This is a genomic window from Castellaniella daejeonensis, assembly GCF_039523555.1.
Lineage (GTDB): Bacteria > Pseudomonadota > Gammaproteobacteria > Burkholderiales > Burkholderiaceae_B > Castellaniella > Castellaniella daejeonensis.
Genome location: NZ_BAAAFN010000015.1, coordinates 254156 through 275625, shown reverse-complemented (window position 1 = coordinate 275625; position 21470 = coordinate 254156). Strand labels below are relative to the sequence as shown.

The 21470-nt window shown below is 68.9% G+C and carries 17 protein-coding genes and 1 riboswitch; of the genes, 4 read left to right on the top strand and 13 right to left on the bottom strand.

Annotated features, from left to right (window positions below; translation table 11 throughout):
• Positions 1-10: 10 nt before the first annotated feature.
• Entirely contained in the window at positions 11-1843 is a 1833-nt protein-coding gene (gene glmS, locus ABD022_RS11010; protein WP_325124443.1) for a glutamine--fructose-6-phosphate transaminase (isomerizing), read from the bottom strand.
• Positions 1844-2103: 260 nt separating this feature from the next.
• Here glmS and ABD022_RS11005 point away from each other — a divergent pair, with 260 nt between their 5' ends.
• The 3 genes from ABD022_RS11005 to ABD022_RS10995 all read left to right on the top strand — a co-directional run bounded on the left by ABD022_RS11005 (position 2104) and on the right by ABD022_RS10995 (position 5756).
• On the top strand, positions 2104-2577 hold the full coding sequence (locus ABD022_RS11005; protein WP_325124444.1) for an Lrp/AsnC family transcriptional regulator: 474 nt from the start codon (positions 2104-2106) through the stop codon (positions 2575-2577).
• 222 nt (positions 2578-2799) lie between these two features.
• Complete coding sequence (locus ABD022_RS11000) at positions 2800-4347, top strand: DEAD/DEAH box helicase (RefSeq protein ID WP_343821338.1); 1548 nt, start codon at positions 2800-2802, stop codon at positions 4345-4347.
• A gap of 227 nt (positions 4348-4574) precedes the next feature.
• Entirely contained in the window at positions 4575-5756 is a 1182-nt protein-coding gene (locus ABD022_RS10995) for a class I SAM-dependent methyltransferase (RefSeq protein WP_325124446.1), read from the top strand.
• A gap of 3 nt (positions 5757-5759) precedes the next feature.
• Here ABD022_RS10995 and murI read toward each other — a convergent pair whose 3' ends face one another.
• The 5 genes from murI to ABD022_RS10970 all read right to left on the bottom strand — a co-directional run bounded on the left by murI (position 5760) and on the right by ABD022_RS10970 (position 13113).
• Positions 5760-6566 carry a glutamate racemase gene (murI, locus tag ABD022_RS10990; RefSeq protein WP_325124447.1) on the bottom strand — a complete coding sequence of 269 codons (807 nt, stop codon included), beginning with the start codon at positions 6564-6566 and terminating at the stop codon, positions 5760-5762.
• Between the two features lie 68 nt (positions 6567-6634).
• Positions 6635-7423, bottom strand: coding sequence for an autotransporter outer membrane beta-barrel domain-containing protein (locus ABD022_RS10985; RefSeq protein WP_343821337.1), 789 nt, complete (start codon positions 7421-7423; stop codon positions 6635-6637).
• Positions 7401-9569: a S8 family serine peptidase gene (locus ABD022_RS10980; RefSeq protein ID WP_343821336.1), complete on the bottom strand. Its 2169-nt coding sequence runs from the start codon at positions 9567-9569 to the stop codon at positions 7401-7403. Before ABD022_RS10980 ends, ABD022_RS10985 begins: the two co-directional genes overlap by 23 nt.
• Before the next feature lie 284 nt (positions 9570-9853).
• The gene (locus ABD022_RS10975; protein WP_343821334.1) at positions 9854-10978 is read right to left on the bottom strand and encodes a tRNA nucleotidyltransferase/poly(A) polymerase-related protein; all 1125 of its coding nucleotides are present in this window, start codon (positions 10976-10978) and stop codon (positions 9854-9856) included.
• Positions 10975-13113 (bottom strand): lytic transglycosylase domain-containing protein, encoded by a 2139-nt coding sequence (locus ABD022_RS10970; protein ID WP_343821332.1) that lies wholly within the window; start codon positions 13111-13113, stop codon positions 10975-10977. Before ABD022_RS10970 ends, ABD022_RS10975 begins: the two co-directional genes overlap by 4 nt.
• 29 nt (positions 13114-13142) lie before the next feature.
• Here ABD022_RS10970 and ABD022_RS10965 point away from each other — a divergent pair, with 29 nt between their 5' ends.
• On the top strand, positions 13143-13772 hold the full coding sequence (locus ABD022_RS10965; protein WP_343821331.1) for a 5-formyltetrahydrofolate cyclo-ligase: 630 nt from the start codon (positions 13143-13145) through the stop codon (positions 13770-13772).
• A 66-nt stretch (positions 13773-13838) separates the two neighbouring features.
• On the opposite strand, the gene metF is transcribed toward ABD022_RS10965, so the two are convergent.
• The 7 genes from metF to ABD022_RS10930 form a co-directional block, all read right to left on the bottom strand.
• Positions 13839-14675 carry a methylenetetrahydrofolate reductase [NAD(P)H] gene (metF, locus tag ABD022_RS10960; protein ID WP_325124452.1) on the bottom strand — a complete coding sequence of 279 codons (837 nt, stop codon included), beginning with the start codon at positions 14673-14675 and terminating at the stop codon, positions 13839-13841.
• A 23-nt stretch (positions 14676-14698) separates the two neighbouring features.
• Positions 14699-15037, bottom strand: a complete 339-nt coding sequence (locus ABD022_RS10955) for a phage holin family protein (protein WP_043679699.1) — start codon at positions 15035-15037, stop codon at positions 14699-14701.
• Between the two features lie 69 nt (positions 15038-15106).
• The gene (gene ahcY, locus ABD022_RS10950) at positions 15107-16513 is read right to left on the bottom strand and encodes an adenosylhomocysteinase (protein WP_325124453.1); all 1407 of its coding nucleotides are present in this window, start codon (positions 16511-16513) and stop codon (positions 15107-15109) included.
• Positions 16514-16578: 65 nt separating this feature from the next.
• Positions 16579-16676: riboswitch (S-adenosyl-L-homocysteine riboswitch) on the bottom strand.
• A 31-nt stretch (positions 16677-16707) separates the two neighbouring features.
• Complete coding sequence (locus tag ABD022_RS10945; RefSeq protein ID WP_343821330.1) at positions 16708-18633, bottom strand: cytochrome b N-terminal domain-containing protein; 1926 nt, start codon at positions 18631-18633, stop codon at positions 16708-16710.
• Positions 18630-20069 (bottom strand): cbb3-type cytochrome c oxidase subunit I, encoded by a 1440-nt coding sequence (locus ABD022_RS10940; RefSeq protein ID WP_343821329.1) that lies wholly within the window; start codon positions 20067-20069, stop codon positions 18630-18632. The genes ABD022_RS10945 and ABD022_RS10940 overlap by 4 nt, the downstream gene beginning before the upstream one ends.
• A 2-nt stretch (positions 20070-20071) precedes the next feature.
• Positions 20072-20575 (bottom strand): hypothetical protein, encoded by a 504-nt coding sequence (locus ABD022_RS10935; RefSeq protein WP_343821327.1) that lies wholly within the window; start codon positions 20573-20575, stop codon positions 20072-20074.
• A complete protein-coding gene (locus ABD022_RS10930) occupies positions 20572-21450 on the bottom strand; it encodes an SCO family protein (RefSeq protein WP_325124457.1) in 879 nt (292 codons plus the stop codon). Before ABD022_RS10930 ends, ABD022_RS10935 begins: the two co-directional genes overlap by 4 nt.
• Positions 21451-21470: the final 20 nt, after the last annotated feature.

Genomic DNA, 21470 nt, shown 5'->3' with positions numbered 1-21470 from the left:
GCGCCCCCGATCATTCCACCGTGACGCTCTTGGCCAGGTTGCGCGGCTTGTCCACGTCGGTGCCGCGCGCGCAGGCTGTATGGTAGGCCAGCAGCTGCAGCGGCACGGTATGCAGGATCGGCGAGAGCCTGCCGTAGTGCTCGGGCATGCGGATGACGTGCATGCCTTCTGCGCTGGCGATCTGGGAATCCGCATCGGCGAAGACATACAGCTCGCCGCCGCGTGCGCGGACTTCCTGCATGTTGGACTTCAGCTTTTCCAGCAGTTCGTCGTGCGGCGCGATGGTGATGACGGGCATGGCGTCGGTCACCAGGGCCAGCGGGCCGTGCTTGAGTTCGCCGGCGGGATAGGCCTCGGCGTGGATGTAGCTGATTTCCTTCAGCTTCAACGCGCCTTCCAGGGCAATCGGATAATGCATGCCGCGCCCGAGAAACAGGGCGTTTTCCTTGCTGGCGAAGCGCTCTGCCCAGGCGATGATCTGCGGCTCGAGCGCCAGCACGGCGGATACGGCAGCCGGCAAGTGGCGCAGGGACTTGATGGCCTGCTCTTCGGCAGCGGCATCCAGGCGGCCGCGCGTCTGGGCCAGCGCCAGGGTCAGCAGGTACAGCGCGGTCAGCTGGGTGGTGAAGGCCTTGGTCGAGGCCACGCCGATCTCCACCCCCGCGCGGGTGATGAAGGCCAGCTTGCATTCGCGCACCATGGCGCTGGTGGCCACATTGCAGATGGTCAGGGTGTGCTCCATGCCCAGGCTGCGGGCGTGCTTGAGCGCCGCCAGGGTATCGGCGGTCTCGCCGGACTGGGAGATGGTGACCACCAGGGTGCGCGGATCGGGCACGCTGGTGCGGTAGCGGTATTCGCTGGCGATCTCCACATCGACGGGAATGCCGGCCAGTGATTCGATCCAGTAGCGTGCCGTCAGGCCGGCGTAGTAGCTGGTGCCGCAGGCCAGGATCAGCACGCGGTCGATCGCCCGGAACACGGCATGCGCCCCGTCGCCGAACAATTCCGGCATGATCGCATCGATGTCCTGCAGGGTGTCGCCCACGGCGCGCGGCTGCTCGAAGATTTCCTTCTGCATGAAATGGCGGTAGGGGCCGAGCTCGGCCTCGCCGGTGTGGACCTGGACCGTGTGCACGGCCCGCTCCACGGCCTTGCCCTGGACGTCCGCCACCCATACCCGCGCCAGCTGCAGGTCGACCACGTCGCCGTCTTCCAGGTACATGATCTGGTCCGTGGTGCCGGCCAGCGCCAGGGCATCGGAAGCGAGGTAATTGCCGTCCTTGCCGCACCCCACGACCAGCGGCGAGCCCTGGCGGGCGCCGACCACGCGGTGCGGTTCCTCGGCGCAGAATACCGCGATGGCGTAGGCGCCTTCGAGGCGGCGCACGGCCTGCTGCACGGCGCCATACAGGTCGCCATCGTACAGATGGTCCACCAGGTGGGCGATGACTTCGGTGTCGGTCTGGCTCTGGAACGCGTAGCCGGCGGCCTGCAGTTCGGCGCGCAGGGCGTCATGATTCTCGATGATGCCGTTGTGCACCAGCGCGATGCGCGGCGCCCCCTGGTCCGGTCCCGAGAAATGCGGGTGCGCATTGTGTGTCAGTGGCGCCCCGTGGGTGGCCCAGCGGGTGTGCGCGATGCCGGTCAGGCCCCGGACGCCGTCCTGCTCGGCCTGCGCCGCCAGTTCGGCCACCCGCTGGGTGCTGCGCACCCGCTGCAGGCCCGTGCCCGTGTGCACGGCCACGCCGCAGGAGTCATAGCCGCGGTATTCCAGCCGGCGCAGTCCTTCGAGCAGGACGGGAACGATGTTGTGCTGCGCCACGGCGCCGACAATGCCACACATGGAGGATGCTCCTGGTTCGTGAGGGGATGCCGGTCCGGGCCGGATGAAGGCAGGACCGGTTTTTTGCGCTATTGTGACCTTGAGGACAAGAAATATGAATTCTTTTTAACGCCTATAATGAAACCAGATTTCATGTGATATGGATGATGAAATATGATTTCATAAAATATGGTCGTATGAAATAAATGATATGAAAACCAGGGATATCCTGGCTTCTTACTTGCCCTTCCTCACGCCTGTTGCGTCCCGGAAACAACTCCATGCCCGCCCCCGAACTCGACGACCTGGACCGCCGCATCCTGGATACCCTACAGCAGGACTGCGCCCTCAGCAACCAGCACCTGGCCGAACGCGTGCACGCCTCTCCGCCGACCTGCCTGCGGCGGGTGCGCCGCCTGGTCAGGGCCGGCATCATCCAGCGCCGGGTGGCCATCCTGGACCCCGCCCTGATGGGTGCGGCCCTGACCGTCCTGATCGAGGTCACCCTGGACGCCCAGGCCGCCGCGCAGGCCGACGCCTTCGAGGCCCAGCTCCTGGCCGAACCCGCCATCCAGCAGTGCTACCGGGTCAGCAGCGGGCCCGATTTCGTGCTGATCGCCCTGGTGGCTGACATGGCGGCCTACCAGGCCCTGGCACTGCGCTGCCTGACGGGCGACCCGCGCGTGCGCAACGTGCGCAGCTTCTTCGCCACACAGCGCAGCAAGTTCGACACTCGGATTCCGCTGGCCCTCTGATCCACAATTACATTGACCTGGCCGGCCCGTCATGCGATACTTTCTGATTGCCTGTTTTCTGACCTTCTGACCTCGGTTTCGCACCAGTTGCGCCGTTTGGGTTGATTCGGTCGGCACATGCGACTGATTCTTGCCCGGCAGACATCCGCGGCAGCAACCCAGCGGGGACAATCCTTCGATCCCCGCGGCACACCGCCCGCACTCGCGGGCGCAAGGAAACCCATGTCCTTCGACTCCCTGGGGCTCGCCCCCCGGCTCGTGGCTGCCTTGAGCAGCCTCGGCATCGACACGCCCACCTCCGTCCAATCGGCCGCCATCCCCCAGGCGCTCGCCGGCCATGACCTGATGGTGTCCTCGCAAACGGGCAGCGGCAAGACCGCGGCCTTCATGCTGCCCGCCCTGCAGCGCCTGAGCCACCGCGCCGGCGCGGGCGGACGCGGCGTGCAGGTCCTGGTGCTGGCACCCACGCGAGAACTCGCCATGCAGGTCGCCGATGCAGCCCGTTCCTACAGCAAGCAGATCGATGGCCTGCGCATTGCCACCGTGGTCGGCGGCATGCCCTACGGCGCCCAGATCAAGTCCCTGTCGCGCCGGGTGGATGTCCTGGTCGCCACGCCGGGCCGCCTGATCGACCACCTGCAGGCACGCCGCGTGAACCTGTCCACCGTCCAGACCCTGGTGCTGGACGAGGCCGACCGCATGCTCGACATGGGCTTCATCGAAGACATCGAAACCATCGTCCGCAGCACGCCGGCCGAACGCCAGACGCTGCTCTTCTCGGCCACGCTGGACGGCACGGTCGCCCACCTGGCGGCAAACCTGATGCGCGACCCGAAACGCATCGAGATCACCACGCATCGCCAGAAGCACGCGAACATCACCCAGCACCTGCTGTACGCAGACGACAAGGCCCACAAGCTGCGCCTGCTGGATCACCTGCTGCGCGACGCCAGCCTGGACCAGGCCATCGTCTTCACCGCCACCAAGCGCGGCGCCGACGACCTGGCCGACCACCTGAGCGACATCGGTTTTTCCGCCGCCGCCCTGCACGGCGACATGAACCAGCGCCAACGCACCCGCACCCTGGGCCTGATGCAGAAAGGCCAGGTGCGCGTCCTGGTCGCCACCGATGTGGCCGCGCGCGGCATCGACGTGCAGACCATCAGTCATGCCGTGAACTACGACCTGCCCCTGCAGGCCGAAGACTACGTGCACCGCATCGGCCGCACCGGCCGCGCCGGTCGCGACGGCCAGGCCATCACGCTGGCCGTGCACGCCGAACGCCACAAGGTTCGCCGCATCGAGCACTTCATCGGCCAGGCCATTCCCACGGAAACCATTCCCGGCCTGGAACCCCAGCGGTCCGTGCGGCCCACCTACAAGGACAAGCCCGCCCGAGGCGCACGTCCGCAAGGCGGCAAGCCGTGGCACAAGGACGGCCCTGCTGCAGGCGCCGCGCCGCGTGCCCGCAAGCCCTGGCAACAGGACGCAAGGCCGGGCGACGATACGCGGCCGGCCCGCGCCCGCAAGCCGCACGACAAGTCATGGAGACAAGACGCCCAGGCTGCCGACGGTGCCCGCCCGGCGCGCGCCGCCCGCAAACCCTGGGAACAGGACGCACCGGCCTTTGCGCGCCCCGAGCGCGGCGAGGGTCGCCCGAGCTTCCATCCCAAGGCCGATCGCGCACCGCGCCAGGGCCGTGACGGCGATGCGCCGCGCGCCGCCCGCCCCGCCGGCAAGGTCGGCGCCAAGTCGTCCTTCAAGCGCTAGGCCCGCCAGGAACAGGGACGCACGCAACGCCCCCGCTTCGCCTGATCCAGGCAACCGGCGCCCGGTGGTTTCACCCGGGCGCCTGCAAGACCGCCCCGGCTTTCGCCGGGGCTTTCTTTTGCGGCTTCTCCCCACCTCGCGCCTGGAAAGGCACTCGGATTCGTCCGGGCACAGGGCAGTCCGCAGGGACTGACCTGTGCCCAGACTCATCCTGTTATGCTTCGCCCATGATTGAACTGGCTGCCGTCCATATCCCCTCGGGCCTGCCCGAACCCGATGCCGAAGCGCGCGCTCATGGCGCCCGCGTCCAGGCCATGCTCGTGGAGCGCATCCGCGACGCCGGCGGCTGGCTGCCGTTCGAACGCTGGATGGAAGCCGCGCTGTACGCCCCCGGCCTGGGCTACTACAGCGCGGGCAGCACCAAATTCCACCACGAAGGCGATTTCACCACTGCCCCCGAAACCAGCCCCCTGTTCGGCCAGGCGCTCGCACGCCAGGTCGCCCAGGTGCTCCAGGCCAGCCAGTCCGTCCGCGTCCTGGAGTTCGGCGCCGGTTCGGGCGCCCTGGCCGCCGCGCTGATTCCCGCCCTGGGCGATCTGGGATTCGAAGTCGAATACGAGATCCTGGAACTGTCCGCCGACCTGCGCGCCCGCCAGCAGGACCGCCTGTCGGCCTGGGCCGGACGGGTGCGGTGGCTGGACGCGCTGCCGGACTCCTTCAGCGGCTGCGTGGTCGCCAACGAAGTCCTGGACGCCATGCCCGCCGTCCTGTTCCGCTGGAATGCCGCAGGCATGGCGGAACTGCTGGGCGTTGCCCTGGACGCTCGCCCGGAAGCCGTCTCGCCCTTCCGCTGGGCGGTGCGGGAAGCACCGCCGTCCACCATGGCCGCCCTCTCTTCCCGCATGCCGCCCCTGCCCGGCTATCAATCGGAAATGAATCCGCAGGCCGAGGCCTGGGTGCGCGATCTCGGCCGCTGGCTGCAGCGGGGGGCGGCCCTGCTGATCGACTACGGTTTTCCGCGTGCCGAGTACTACCACCCCCAGCGCCTGCGCGGCACGCTGATGTGCCACTTCCGCCATCATGCCCACGACCAGCCGCTGATCCTGGCCGGCCTGCAGGACATCACCGCACACGTCGATTTCACCGCCATGGCGGATGCCGCGCTGGATGGCGGCCTGGAAGTCCTGGGCTATACGTCCCAGGCGCGCTTCCTGATGAATGCCGGCCTGACGGACCTGATCCACGCGCCAGGCAGCGATCCGGCGCTGCGCGCGCGCCAGCTGACCGCCCTGAACACGCTGCTGTCCGAAGCGGAAATGGGCGAACTGTTCAAGGTGATGGCGATCGGCCGAGGCCTGGATGCGCCCCTGCTGGGCTTCACGCGCGGAGACCGGCGGGACCGCCTGTAGGGACTAGGCCACCTTCAGGCCGAAGCTGTTCATCAGCCGCCGCGTGGCGAAATCCGGCCGCCCGCCCGTGAACAGCGCGGCATCGTTTTCTTCCGGATGCCAGGCATCGGCGCGGGGCGGCAGCAGGCTGCGGGCGCGCCGCGCGATGGCCTCGGCCGGATCCAGCCAGTCGACGGGCCAGGGCGCCAGCCGGCGGAACACGTTGGCCATGAAAGGGTAATGCGTGCATCCCAGCACCACGATGTCGGTGCGGGCCCCGCCGTCATCCACGAAGCAGGCCGCGATTTCAGCGCTGACGGCCTCGTCGCTCACCGGCAGGCCGCGCACATAGGCTTCCGCCATGCGTGCCAGCCGGGGCGACCCCACCAGGGTCACGTGGCACCGGGACGCAAAGGACTGGATCAGGCCGTGGGTGTAGTCACGCTGCACCGTATTCGGCGTGGCCAGCACCGATACGCGCCCCGACCGCGTGCGCTCGGCCGCGGGCTTGATGGCCGGCACGGTGCCGACGAAGGTCATGTCCGGATAGGCCGAGCGCAACGCCGCACCCGCCACGGTGAACGCCGTATTGCAGGCGATGATGCAGAGTGCCGGCTCGTGATCGCGCAACAGGTTCGCGAACAGCCCCACGATCCGGTCCCGCAGGGCAGCCTCGGACCAACCGCCATAGGGAAATCCGGCATCGTCGGCCACATAGAGGAAGCGCCGCTCGGGCATCAGCACGCGGGCCTCGCGCAGGACGGTCAGGCCGCCAATCCCGGAATCAAAGACGAGGACGGGCCGGTCCTGGTCGGCGTTCAGTTCGGGCATGAATGCACTGTTCAGGGTCGAAAAGAAGGATTGTCCTCTTTTTTTCGCCGGCCGGATTTCCCCCGCCGTCAGAAGGCGTGGCTCAGCCGGATGCGCAGCCCATGGTCGCGCACGCCGCCGCCCAGGCGGCCGGCGTAGCCGATCTCCAACCGCGTCGTCCGCGTGCGCGCCAGGCTGGCCCGCGCCTCGAGCCGCAGGGAATCGCGCGCCGCCGGCGTACCCGAGACCTCGAAATCCGGTCCGCCCGCATACGCCAGCTGCGTTTGCGGGCTCAGGCTGCCCCAGGCATGAACCCAGCCCGCACCCGCGGCCAGGTCCAGGTTGCCGGCGCCGGTTTCCAGGGACCAGCGCGCGCGCACGCCCAGCGACGTCTCGGTGCTCGAGGCCCGGCCGGCGCGGCCCGACAGCGCTGCGTCGCCGTCCTCATCGAAGCCGCCCACGTGCTGCCAGGATTGCGATGCCTGCACATAGGGCTCGACTTCCGCCGCACCGAATGCCGACGCGTGCCCGAATTCGGCAAACACCTGCGTCGTCGAGCCGCCATAGCGCGCAGTCTGCCGCCCGAGGCCCGCCACATCCACTTCACGGCGCGTGTCCGCCACTTGCCAGGATTGCCCCACCCCGCCACGCAGGCGCCAGGGCCCCGAAGCCACGCCACCGTAGGCCAGCACATGGTAGCCGTCCAGCGTCGCTTCGTTATGCCCCTCGGCCCGCACGCGCGACCGCGTGTAGCCGAATGCCACGCCTGCCCGCGCGCCTGTCGGCCAGGCCACATCGCGGCCGATCATCAGGCCGGTGGCCCAGCGGTTCGCATCCTGGGATACGCCATCCCCGTCATGCCGGCTCCAGGCCGTCATCGCCCGGCCCCACAGACCGTTTCCGTCCCGGGCGCCCGGACGGCCCGCCGCCCATGGACAGGCGGCCCATGGCCTCGTCGCGCACCAGGCGCACATCCTCGAACATCATCGTGCGCGCGGTCGCATGCAGCTCGCCCGACAGCTGGTCGTACAGGCCCGGCGCCTGGCCGGCATCACGCAGGTCGATCAAGGCTTCGTAGGGCACGGCGCCCGCACCCATGGACTCGATCGCGCCCGCCGCGCTGCGCTGGTTGGCCGTGCGTCCCAGGGCGGCGAAGCGCGTGGCGTTGCGATCCACGGCCACATTGAACTGCCCCGGCGCGGGCTGGAGCAGGCTCAGGTCGGCGAAGACATAGTCGTCGCGCACCCCTGCGAAGCCCGGCCCGACGACTGCGCCGCCCACCGTCATGAAGGACATCGAGCGCCCGAGAGACCCGCCCCGCAACCCCAGGATCCGGACCTCGCCCCCCTGCAGATCGGCATTCCCCTGCACATCCAGCCGATCGGAAAGGCCCGCGCCATCGATCTCGATCTCCAGCACAGAACCGGGCGCCTGGACGTAATCGCCCGCCACCGTCAGCGTGCCGATCGAATTGCCCGGCGCCACCCGCCCGAACACCCGGGTCGGGCCGACCGTGCCGATACCGCCCAGCGTTCCGCCGGACTGCACCGTGAATGCCGACTGTCTCGTATCCCCATTGACCGACAACCGGCCGCCTTCCACGACCGTATCGCCCGTATACGTATTGGCGCCGTCCAGGTACAGCGTGCCTGCACCCGCCTTGACCAGCCCGCCATCGCCTTCGATATCGTTGCCGAACCATGAATCGTGCCCGCGCGTATCGGCGCGGAACATCGGGGCAAAGCCGTCTGCGCCAAACTCGCCCGGCCCCCGGACTGCCCGGCCCAGGTCCAGCAGGCCGCGTCCGTAGATGTCGTGATTGCCATACAGCCCGCCATCGTTCGTGGTCGTGAGGATGACTTCGATGATCTGCCGCGCGCTCATGTAGGGAAAGGCCTGGCGCAGCACGGCCGCCGCACCCGCCACCACGGGGGCCGCCATCGAAGTGCCGTTCATCGTGACGTAGTAGCCGTTGGCCGGGTCGGGATGGGTGGACCAGATCGGGGCGCCGGCCGCGTCGCCGTCTCCACCTGGCGCGGCCAGGCACCACATCGCCGCCTGACCGCAACGGTTGCTGTAGCTGGCGATCTCGCCCGACGGCCCCACGGAGACCACGGTCAGCATGCTGCCGCCCAGGTCGGAGAAATCCAGGCTGCTCACGCGGGGATCGCTGAAATCGACGATGGTGTATTTCGCCGGATCATAAAGATCCGTCGTGGCCTCGTCGTCCAGGAATCGGAACATCGGATCGATGCCGCCCGGCTTGCCGATGAAGAAGTCCGGCGTGATCAGGTGATACATGCCATAGCCCGATGCGTGCGAGGCCTGATCCTTGTATTCCCGGTAGTCGTTGCCGGCCGCGAACACCATCAGCACATCGGCCGCTGCGGCACGCCGCAATGCAGCCACCTGAGTCTGCAAGTCCCCCAGCGGCACCAGCTGGTATTTCAGCAGTTCGGGATGCGCAGACACATTGTCCCAATAGCCCGGATTCGGGCTGCCGTCGGGCAGACTGACAGGCGGCGTGCCGTCTGGCCCGTAGCTGCCGTTCAGCACCTTGGCGCCCCGGCTGATGGCATAGTCCATGCCCACCCAATCGACGTCGGTATCGATCCGCACCCCCAGCAGCCGGGCGCCGTAGGCCACGCCATGCATCTGCACGCCATCGCGCGCCGCCGCGATGATGCCGGCCACGTGGGTGCCGTGCCCTGAAATCAGGCCCGTGTCCTCGTCCCGCTCCGTATCCGCATAGTCCCAGGCTGCCTGGCCGGGCTGGAAGTTCCATCCTCCGGCCACGCGGCCGGCGAATTCCGGGTGCCGGGCATACAGCCCGGAATCCAGCACCGCCACCAGCACGCCCTTGCCGGTCAGGCCGCGCGCGTAGGCGTACTGGGCGCCGATCGCTTCGAGCGCTCCGCTGCGGCGGAATTCCGCATCCACGAAACTGGCCGGGTCGAACAGGAAATCTCCGGGCGCTGCCAACGCGGCAGCCGACATTCCCAGCCCGGCGAGCAAGGCGGGCAAGCGCCGCCTTGCGCGGACGGGACGCCGCCACGGGCGGAATCGCGCAGGGAAAGAAACAGCGTCGGCATGGCGAGCGGATCGCGGAAATGGCGGCATGGGTCAGTCCGTGATGAGCGACAGGCCGGAGGTCGGCGCGAGGCGATGGCATTCTTGCACGAACCGGGCCGCATCCGAATCCGAGTAAACCCGCGATCATCGCAAGGTCTTGGCAGTGTTGCCGCAACGCCCGGCCGCTGCCGCACGCACGCCGCACCCTTGCCCCCGGGCTTTATGGCCCCAGGTGCTCAGGCTCCGGTCCGCAGCCTTTCCAGGGCCTGCAGCCGTGCCACGCACAGGGCATCGCGGATACGCGCAGCGTCTCCGCCCGCCGCCCGGGCGATGGCGCCGGCATCCACCGCGCGCACCGCCGCCTGCCGCTGCATCCACACCGCGGGATCGACGCCTTCCAGCACGCAGCCGGCCGCCGCCAGCAACGCCTCGAAGCGCTCGGGGCGGCGCAGCGCATCGCAGGATTCCAGCAGCGCGAGCCAGGCGGCAGGGCCATCGGATTCCGCGGCATGCGGCAGGCGTTCGAGCACGCCCGGCAGCAACCTGGCCAGGTCGCGGCAGGCGGAAGGCGCCCGCAACCGGTCCTGCAGGCTGGGAGCCGAACACCTGCAAAGCAGCGCATACCGCCCTGCCAGGTCCAGGCCCCGGGTCGCGCCCTGCGCCAGGCCGGCGGCCACGTCGGCCCGCCACACCAGGCCCGGGGCGACCCGTTCCAGGGCACCGCTTTCGTCCAGGACGTCCAGCATGCGGCCCGGATGGTCTGTCATCAGCCCCTTGGCGAATTCCTGCCAGATGCGTTCGGGCACCAGGGCATCGACCTCGCCGTCGCGCACCAGCGCACGGCAAAGCTCCAGGGTTTCCGGGGCAATGGAGAAATCATGGAAGCGGGCGGCGAAGCGCGCCAGGCGCAGCAGGCGCACGGGGTCTTCGACGAAGGCCGGCCCCGTGTGGCGCAACACGCGGGCGCGCACGTCGGCCACCCCGCCCAGGGGATCGACCAGCGTGCCATCGGACGCCAGCGCAATGGCATTGACCGTGAGATCGCGGCGGCGCAGGTCGTCTTCCAGGGTGACGTCGGGCCCCGCATGGAACACGAAGCCCCGGTAGCCCCGGCCGGACTTGCGTTCCGTGCGCGCCAGCGCGTATTCCTCGCGCGTGCGCGGATGCAGGAACACGGGAAAGTCCCCGCCCACCGGCGTGAAGCCGCGCGCCGCCATGATTTCGGGGCTGGCGCCCACGACCACCCAGTCGCGGTCGCCCGCCTGCAGGCCCAGGAGGCCGTCGCGCACCGCGCCGCCGACGATGTAGACATCCAGCCCGGCGACGGCCGGGTCATCCTGCGCAGCGAAGAGCGCGGTCACGGCAGGGCCGTCCGTGTCCCGGACATGGGATTGACGGTGCCCAGGCGCGCCTTCAGCGAATCGGGACGACCCGAGAACAGCATCGAGTAGTACACCGCATTGGACAGGACGTTCTTCACGTACAGCCGCGTCTCGGTGAAAGGAATGGTCTCGGCGAAGATCGCGCCTTCGACCGGCGTCAGGAGCTGGGAACGCCAGCGCTTGGGCCGGCCCGGCCCGGCGTTGTAACCCGCCGTGGCCAGCAGTTCGGAGCCGTTCAGATCCTGCAGGACCATGTTCAGGTAGTTGGTGCCCAGGATCGTGTTGGTGTCGAAATCATTGACCTGGCTGAGCTTGAAGTCCTTCAGGCCGATCTTGCGGGCCACGTGCCGCGCGGTGGCCGGCATCAGCTGCATCAGGCCCGAGGCACCGACGTGCGAACGGGCGTCGGTGATGAAGCGCGATTCCTGGCGGATCAGCCCGTAGACCCAGGCGGGGTCCAGGTCGATCTGGCGCGCCTTGGCGGCCACCTGGCCTTCGAAGGGCGCGATGAAGCGCTGGCTGAAGTCGGCCACGCTGCGCGTCAGCAGGGATGTGTTCACCACCCGGTCGTAGATGTGCTGCTCGCGGGCGAACTCGGCCGCGCCCCGCAACTGGGCATCGTTCATGCCTCGCAGGGCGAAATTCCATTCGGGCACGGCTTCCTTGCGCCAGCCCAGCTCGAACAGCGCCACGGCACGCCGCAAGCCGGGGTTGGCCCGCGCCTGGGCGATCCAGCCGGGATCCAGGGGACCGGGCTGGGGCGGCAGGGAAGGCGCGCGGCCCAGTTCCTCGGTGGCGAGCAGGCCGTAGAAGCCTTGCTCGCTGGCGATGGATTCGTAGTACTGGCGCGCGGCTTCGGCATTGCCCTGGGCCGCCAGGGCGCGGCCATACCAGTAGCGCCAGACGGGTTCGTCGGCCTGCCGCGCGGTCATCTTGCGGATGGCCGTGGCCACCCGGTTCCAGTCGATCGGGGCGGCGCGCAATTCGGCCCGGACTTCCCAGGCATGGTTGTAGTCGGTCATCGGCACGAAGCCGGACTGGCGATACCAGCGCGCGGCTTCGGGGTCGACGTTCAACGCGGCCACCAGGCCGAACTGCCCCCAGACCCATTGCAGGTCGGCCTTCGGCATCCAGCCTGCCCAGTGTTCCTGGATGTAGCGGGCGGCCTCGGGCCGGTCGTCGCTGCGCGCCAGGCGCGACAGGGCGATGGCGGCCAGCTCGAAATCGACGGCCGCGCGCGGCTGGCCGCGGGATTCCAGCCACTTCCGGGGATTCTTCATCAGGGCGGCATACTGCACCATGGCGGCGTCGTCGAACACCACGCCGGCCATCCGGTCCGCATGGTTCTGCTTGCCCGTTTCCAGGATGTCGCGCAGCAGGCCGTTCAGTTCCTTGCGGCTGAGGACGTGGTCCGACGCGACCTGGTCCAGCATGTCCCAGCAATCGGCGGTGGGTCGGAACGCATCCAGGACCTCGGACGACCGGGCCCGCTTGCCGCTCTGGTGGCGCGCCAGCAGCAGGGCGCAGCGCACCGACGCCGAAGGATCGTCCACTGCCGGAACCCGCAGGGCCTGGGCATAGTCGCCGGCCCGCGTCGACGCAAGAATCCATTCGGCGCGGATGCGTTCATCGAGATAGGTGCCGGCCGCATCGGCCAGGAACTGGCGCACCTCGGTGTCGGGAACGGGGCGGGCGCGGTCCTGCAGCCGGTTGAGCAAGGCCCAGTAGCGCGGGTACAGGCCCAGCACCGGATCGGCGGCAGCCTGCGGCGCCAGCCGGTCGACGTCGGCCCAGCGCCGTTTCTGGACGGCCTCGTAGGCGTCCAGGACGGCCTGGCGTGCCGCGGGCGGCACCACCACCGGCGCGGGCGTTTCGGGAGTCGGGGCCGTGGGCGCCGCGGGGGCAGCGGGTGCAGCAGTTTCCGGCGCGGCCAGCGCGACGCTTGGCGCTTCGCCCGCCTGCTGCTCGGCAGCGGTAGGCGCCTGGGCGCCTGCGCAGCCCGCCAGCCCCAGCAGCGCCGCCAGGCCCCAGGCCAGAGCACCCAGACGCGGCCGGGACGAGGCCGGCCCTGCATCCCCCGCGAATCCCGGATATCCTATGAAACTTCGCCCCATCGCCGACAACCCCGCGAACCAGTCACCACATGAATCAGAATGCACAGGATAACGCAGCCGCCCTGCGGACGCGACTCAAGCGGCTCCGCGCCGAAATTCCTTCCCAGGACCGCGACCGGGGCGCACTGCTGATCCGCGGCCGCCTGTACACCTGGCTTGCCACCAGCCGGACCCGCCTGCGCGAATCGGGCCGCCCCGATGTCCGCCACATCGCGGCATTCTGGTCCATGGCCGAAGAGCCTGCCCTGCAGGCCCTGCTGTGCCAATGGGCGGAAGACGAAACCCTGACCGTATCGCTGCCTGTGGTCGTCACGCCCGGCGCACCGCTGCAATTCCGCGCCTGGACCCCGGATACCCCCATGAAACCGGGGGCCTACGGCATCCTGGAACCCGAAGGCCCCGACGCCCCGGCGCCCGACGTGGTGCTGGTGCCCACGCTGGGCTACACCCGCCAGGGCGATCGCCTGGGCTACGGGGGCGGCTACTACGACCGGACCCTGGCCGCACTGAAGGCGTCCGGCCACGCATTCACGACGATCGGCATCGCCTGGGCCAGCGGCGACCTGAGCGGCCAGCCCTACGCGCCCGCCGCGCACGATGTCCGGCTGGACGCGGTCCTGACCGACAAGGGCTGGGCCGTGCCGGCCCCCGAACTGTAGGGTCCGGCGCGCGGGCGGGCCGCACGCGGGTCATCTCCAGGCCCGCGCCCGCACGAAAGGCCGAACTCAGGCGTCGAGCCCCAGGTTGGCGCAGATCTGCGCTACCGCATCGGCATTGTTCAGGGTATAGAAATGCGCCCCCGGCGCGCCCTGCTCCAGGAGCCGCGCCGTCAGCCGCGTCACCACGTCGATGCCGAAGGCGCGGATGGATGCCTTGTCGTCGCCGAAATCCTGCAGGCGCAACCGCATCCAGCGCGGGATTTCCGCCCCGCACATCGACGAGAAACGCGCCAGCTGGGTGTAATTGGTCACCGGCATGATGCCCGGCGTGATGGGGACGTCCAGCCCCTGCGCGCGCACCCGATCGACGAAATCGAAATAGGCATCGGGGTTGAAGAAATACTGGGTGATGGCGCCGCTGGCCCCGGCCCGGACCTTGTCCACGAAATGCCGCAGATCGGATTCCGCGCTCTCGGCCTGGGGATGCATCTCGGGGTAGGCGGCAACCTCGATGTGGAAGTGATCGCCGTAATGCTCGCGCACGAAGCGGACCAGATCGACGGCGTGATGCAGTTCGCCCGTGTCGCCCCCCATGCCCGAGGGCAGATCGCCGCGCAAGGCGACCAGGCGGCGGATGCCGCGCGCCCGGTAGTCGTCCAGGATGACGCGCAGATCGGCACGCGTGGCGCCGATGCACGACAGGTGCGGCGCCACGTCGACGCCCAGGTTCTGCAGCATCTGCACCGTGTCGGCCGTGCCCGTGCGGGTGGATCCGCCCGCGCCGAAAGTCACGCTGACGTAGGCCGGCCGCAGGGCCGCCAGCCGCTTGGCGGAACGCACCAGGCGCTCCTGGGCGGCGATGTCGCGCGGCGGGAAGAATTCCAGGCTGATGGAATCGTGCATGCGCCCCCCCTGACCCGGTCCGCTCATGATGCCAGCAGCCCTGCCAGGGCCGTGGACACGATGCTGTAGACGATCGCGCCGATCACCGCCCACCAGAAACCGTCCACCTGGAAGCCTTTCAGGATGGAGCCGGCGAACCAGAACACCAGGGCGTTCAGCACCAGCAGGAACAGGCCCAGGGTGACGATGGTCAGCGGCAGGGTCAGCAGGATCAGCAGCGGCTTGACCACGGCATTGAGCAGGCCCAGCACCAGCGCGGCGATCAGGGCCGAGCCGAACGAAGCCACGGTGATGCCGGGCAGGATGTAGGCCACGACCAGCAGGGCCACGGCATTCAGGATCCAGACGAGCAGCAGCATGATGGAACTCCCGGAAGGATAGGAATCGGGGGCGCCCCGCCCCCGGCGCGCCGGAGGCGGGGCGAACTGCGATCAATAGCGATAGTGGTCCGGCTTGAACGGGCCGGCGACCGGCACACCGATGTAGTCGGCCTGCTTCTGCGTCAGCTGCGTCAGGCGCACGCCCAGCTTCTTCAGGTGCAGGCGGGCAACTTTCTCGTCCAGGTGCTTGGGCAGTACGTAGACCTGTCCGGTCTGGTACTGGTCGCCGCGCGTGAACAGTTCGATCTGGGCGATGGTCTGGTTGGTGAACGAAGCCGACATCACGAAGGACGGGTGGCCGGTGGCGCAGCCCAGGTTCACCAGGCGGCCCTTGGCGAGCAGGATCACGCGCTTGCCGTCCGGGAAGATGATGTGGTCCACCTGCGGCTTGATTTCTTCCCAGGGCAGGTCTTCGACCGAGGCGACGTTGATCTCGCTATCGAAGTGGCCGATGTTGCAGACGATGGCCTGGTCCTTCATGCGGTACAGGTGGTCGCGGTCGATGACGTGGTAGTTGCCGGTGGCCGTGACGAAGATGTCGGCCTGCTCGACCACGTCCGGATCGTTCAGGTCCACGACCCGGTAGCCTTCCATCGAGGCCTGCAGCGCGCAGATGGGATCGACTTCCGTCACCCACACCTGGGCACGCAGTGCGGCCAGTGCCTGGGCGCAGCCCTTGCCCACGTCGCCGAAGCCGCAGACGATGGCGATCTTGCCCGCCACCATCACGTCGGTGGCGCGCTTGATGCCGTCCACCAGGGATTCGCGGCAGCCGTACAGGTTGTCGAACTTGGACTTGGTGACCGAGTCGTTGACGTTGATGGCGGGAATCTTCAGTTCGCCGCGCTGCGACATCTGGTAGAGGCGATGCACGCCGGTGGTGGTTTCCTCGGTCACGCCCCGGATCTGCGCCAGCCGCGTGGAATACCATTTCGGATCGCGGGCCAGCTGCGCCTTGATGGCGGCGAACAGCACGCGCTCTTCTTCGTTGCCGGGATTGGCGATGGCCGAGGCGTCGGTTTCTGCCCGCGCGCCCAGGTGCAGCAGCAGCGTGGCGTCGCCGCCGTCATCCAGGATCATGTTGGCCTGCTCGCCCGGCCAATCGAAGATGCGATGCGTGTATTGCCAATAGTCTTCCAGGGACTCGCCCTTGACGGCGAACACCGGCGTGCCGCCGGCGGCGATGGCGGCGGCGGCGTGGTCCTGGGTGGAGAAGATGTTGCACGAGGCCCAGCGGACTTCCGCGCCCAGCGCCTTCAGCGTCTCGATCAGCACCGCCGTCTGGATGGTCATGTGCAGGCTGCCGGCGATGCGCGCGCCCTTCAGGGGCTGCGCGGCGGCGAATTCTTCCCGCGTAGCCATCAGGCCGGGCATTTCGGTTTCGGCGATGGCGATTTCGCGGCGGCCCCAGTCGGCCAGGGCGATGTCGGCGATGACGTAGTCGTGTGCAGTGCTCATGGTGGTCCTGTAGAGCCTGCGCCGGCGAGGGGCGGAACGGCTGCGCCCACCCCGTCCGCGCAGGACGGCGATGGGCGCCGTTTGAAAAGGGATCCCGAGCCTGGCGGCGCGCGCGGGATCCAGCGGATCTCGTCGGCGCACCGGTGCAGCGCCCCTCGGGAAAGTGGAAATTATAGCGTGCGCGCCGGCCAGGCTCAGGGCCCCGGATTCGCGGGAAGCCGCGCCGCCGGCAGGAAGGCGTCGGAGAAGCAGGCCTGTTCGTCGAGACCCCGGCCGATGAACGCCGGCGCCGCCGCCTCGACCATGCGCACCGAGCCGCACAGATAGACCTCGTAGCCGTGCAGATCCGCGAAGTCGGCCAGGATGGCTTCGTGCACCAGGCCGGTGCGCCCCGTCCAGCCGTCATCCCCGGCGGGATCCGACAGCACGGGCACGATGTTGAAGCTGGCGTGTTCGCGCTGCCACCGTTCGCACAGTTCGAGCATGTACAGGTCTTCGCGCCGGCGCACGCCCCAGTACAGTCGCATGGGGCGCGACACGCCGCGCGCAAAGGCGTCTTCCAGGATGCTCTTGACCGGCGCGAAGCCGGTGGCGCCCGCCACGAAGAGAATGGGCAACGGGCTGTCGCGCAGCGTGAACCGGCCCAGCGGGCCCTCGAAGCGCACGGCGTCGCCGACCTTCATGTCCCGGAACACGCGGGTCGTGAAGCGGCCCCCGGGAACGAGTCGGACGTGCAGTTCGATCAGTGCGTCGCCGCGCGGCGGATTCGCGAACGAGAAGGCGCGCCGCTGGCCATCCTCGAGCAGGATATTGATGTACTGGCCCGCCTTGAAATCCAGGACCGCGCCATCGGACGGCCGCAGGACGAGCAGCATCACGTCGGCAGACAGCGGCTCGAGACGCACCACCGAAGCGGTGTATTCCCGTACGGCGAGCGCACCACCGCCCGTGAAGCCCCGGACTTCGACCTCCATGTCGCCACGCGGCACGGCACAGCACATCAGCGCCATGCCCCCGGCCTTCTGGTCTTCGGCCAGCGCGCCCGGACTGCAGGGCCGGTGATCGTAGGCGCCCTGCCGCACGGTGCAGATGCACAGGCCGCAAGCGCCATTGCGGCACTCGTAGGACAGGCCCAGCCCCTCGCGCAGGCCCGCGTCGAGGATGGTCTCGCCCTGGCGCGCCTGGAACTGCACGCTCGCGCCGCCCTCGCCATGCACCACGAGCTGCGCCGGACGCCGCTCGCCGCGACGGAACCGCGGCGGGAACCAGGGCATCAGCGCGAGCAACACCGACCCGCCCACCACCAGGGCCCACACCCAGCCCATCGGCCATTGCGTCATCAATGGAAAGACCGCCATGTAGAACCAGTCGAGCTCCACACTGGTCACGGCCCGGGCCAGGTCGCTGACGCCGCCCTGGCTGTGCACGGGGGCGACGATCGCAAGCGCCAGCAAGGTCGCGGACAACCCGCCGGCAATGGGCCGCGGCGGCATCGTGCGCGCCTTGGGCACCCGCTGGGCATGGATCGACATGACCATCAGCACCACCAGCGGAAGCCCCACGTGCATGAAGGACAACAGGGTGAAGAAACGGTTGCCGACGTGCTCGGCATAGAGGAAATTGCGCATCAGCGCGCCATCGAAGATCGGCAGCCAATCAAGCCATTCGAAGGCCGTCACGGTCGCGTACTGCGCCAGCTGGTCCCAGGGCAGCATGTAGCCGTTGATGCCCGTGGCATAGACCATCCAGATCAGCATCACCCCCGTCAGCCACGAAAACCAGCGGAACCCGCGGAATCGGTCGAAGGCGAAATAGCGCAGCATGTGCAGCGCCATGGTCAGCACCATCGCATCCGAGGCGTAGCGGTGCACGCTGCGCAGGATGCCGCCCAGCCACCACTGCTTCGTGCTCAGCGCGTACACCGAGTCATATGCGTCGGGGATGCCGGTGTCGAAGAACACATACAGGTACAGGCCGCTGCCACCCACCAGCCAGAACAGGAAGAAGGTGATGGCCCCCAGGTGATAGAAGGGATTGACGCGGTCGCCGAACGCGGTGTTGAACAGGCCTTCGACGGACAGGAAGAGCCACTGCAGCACGGCCTGGATGCGCTTGATCATTGGATTTCCCGCGGGCCTGCCGCCGGCTGGAAAATGGCGCGGACCGCCACCACCACGAACAATAGCCCCCCGACGATGGCGATAAGCCCGCCCAGGCCCATCATCCCCATGCCGACCACTTCTCCGGTACTGCGCAGCACCTGCTCGGCGCCGGCCACCTTGCGCTGCACCCCATAGCCGCCGGACCAGACCAGCCCGGCGATGTGGATGAGCTGCCCCACGCCGTAGAGCCACGGCTGCCAGGTGGCCATGCGGCCGCTCGGCGCCCGGTAGCCCAGCGCGGGCAGGACGCGGTAGACCACGCCCATGAGCGCCAGGGTCACGCCGACGATGCAGCCGTGGTAATGGGCCGGAATGCGCACGTTGCTGCCGTCGATGAAAATGCCGATCGCGCCGCCCGCCGCGAACACCAGCACGGAGGCCAGCAGCGCCGCGCGCAGCGGCCGCTGCTCGGGGGAACCCAGCCGGGCCGCGGCCACGCCGTAGACCACCGAAAGGCCGATCGGCAGGATGGCGGGGCCGCCGCCCAGGCGCATGGCCCAGGTGAGCACGTCGCGGTGCTCGACGGACGCCACGTGGTGGGCGAGATAGGCATAGGGCGTGACGAAAACCCCCGCCAGCGCCAGGGAGAACATCATCACCGTCACGCGCGGCGTCAGCGCGGAACGCGCGCCGCAGGCGCTGGCCAGCCACAGCCAGGCCACCAGCATCAGCAGGGTCCAGGTGAACTGCAGGGCATGGCCGCCGCCCCAGAACAGGACTTCGTAGTAGGCCTTGCCATGCAGCGCGGTGGGCAGCACGACCCAGGACCAGGCGAAACCGAGCAAGCCGACAGCCGCGGCGACGGCGGCCGCGCTCAGGCCGAAAGCCAGCGCGCCGCGCCCGTCGTAGCGCACGCCCAGCCTGGGCGCCGCCAGCAGGCTGCGCAGCACCAGCAGCGCGGCACCCAGGCCGAACACCGCCAGGCCCGACAGGAACAGCGGCGACTCCAGCACGGGGATATAGTTCGCCATGATCGGCTCGCCCGGATCCAGGAACGGCGCCAGCGCCATGACCAGCGTGCCCGCCGCGGTGATCCACAGCCCCGGCCAGGCCATCCATTGCGCGCGCGCAGTGCCGTACAGGCTCCAGAGCAGTCCGGCCATGGCGACGAACCAGACCAGCACCGACAGATCCACGTGCAGCACCAGGGCAATCCGGAAGAAATCGGCGGCCGGCAGCCACTGGTTCACGACCGGGGTACGCGAAGCCACCAGCAGCACCGAGAACACGCCCGAGCCGATCAGGGCAGCCAGCCCCAGACCGAGCCAGCCGCGCCCCAGCGCAAGGCGCGATTCTCCGACGGCGCCGAGCTGATAGTCTGCGCCCAGGCGCGCCGGCGGCGGCGCGGCGGGGCCGCTTTGCAGGCCCGGCACATGACAGGGATTCGCGCTCATGCTCATTGCAGGACGATGCCTCCTCGGTCAGCATTGAAATCGATCACCAGCACCTGGGCCGGCGCAAGGGAAACCACGGCTTCGCGCTGGTGCGTGTATCCCTGCACCGACTGGCTGTCGTTGAAGCGCACGGCGATCCGGTGCTCGCCCGCCGGCACATCCAGGCGCCGGTACAGGGTGGAGGCGCCGTCGCGCGACAGGCCCGAAGGCGCGGCGGCGTGGCTGAGCACCGTCTGGCCGTCCAGGTCCACCTCGATGTGCACCGGGGAGCGCTCACGCTCGCATTTCATGGCCCCGCGCATGTTGGGCGCCAGCCGGGCCAGTTCCTCGGCGGTATGGGGCCGGCAATCGGCCAGCCGCGCCCCGTGGTGCATGAAGCTGACCTTGATCTGCGCCATGCCGGCAGGCAGGGGGTGGTAGGCCGGCCAGCGCGAGAACACGCCGATCGCCGCCGCGAAACACCCGTACAGCAGGGCCTGGCCCATCCAGCCGAACACACGCCTCATCCTGTCTCCTTGGGGCGGGAACCCGCGGCTTTCCTGTGCGACCGCCATTCGTGGGCGAAGAAGGCCATCATCAGGATGAAAAAGGTGGCGCCCCCGGCGATCTGGATCGGCAAGGTGTAATCGACCCGATAGGCGCCGGTTTCGGGATCGACCACCGTGCACAGGATGCGGATGCGGTCCACCAGGTGGTCGAGCGTGAAATCGGCCCGGCTCATGGACCGCCCGGCAAGCAGCATCTTCAGGGGTTCGCCCAGTTCGCCCGCCGCGACATCCTCGCCGTAGATCTGGCGCACGATGCGCCCGCCGGCATCGAGCACGGACACCTGGAGCACGTGATCGAATCCCGCGGGCGTGGCGACGAAGTCGAAACCGAAGTCCGCCGTCAGGGCGGGCACGATGGCCGCCGGCGGGCTGAGGAATTCCCAGTTGGGCGCCGTGATCCCGTACTGCGCGGCAAAGGCCTTGAGCGCCTGCGGCGAATCCGCGGGCTGGTTGAAGCCGATGCTGACGACATTGAACTGGTTCACGCCCACGCTCTTCTGCAGGGCTTCCACGGCTTCCTGCAATGCCCGGGTGGTGGCGGGGCAGATCTGGAAACAGCCGGTGTAGATGAAGCTGACCAGCAGGGGCTTGCCCCGGAACGAGGAAAGGGCCACCGGGCGGCCCTGGCGATCGAGCAGGACATGATCGCCGACCCGCCGCCCGACCGCCGCCTGGCTGGCCTGCAGGGCCCGGGCAAGGTCCAGCCCTGGTGCTGTGGTGGCCTTCACGGCCGCATCGGCGCGGCCCGGGACCGGCATCATCAATGCCAGCCCTAGACCGCCCAGGACCGCCCCGCGCCGCAGGCGGGAGAGAATCGACGAGACGGATGCCACCCCTGCTCTCCGGTGCCGGG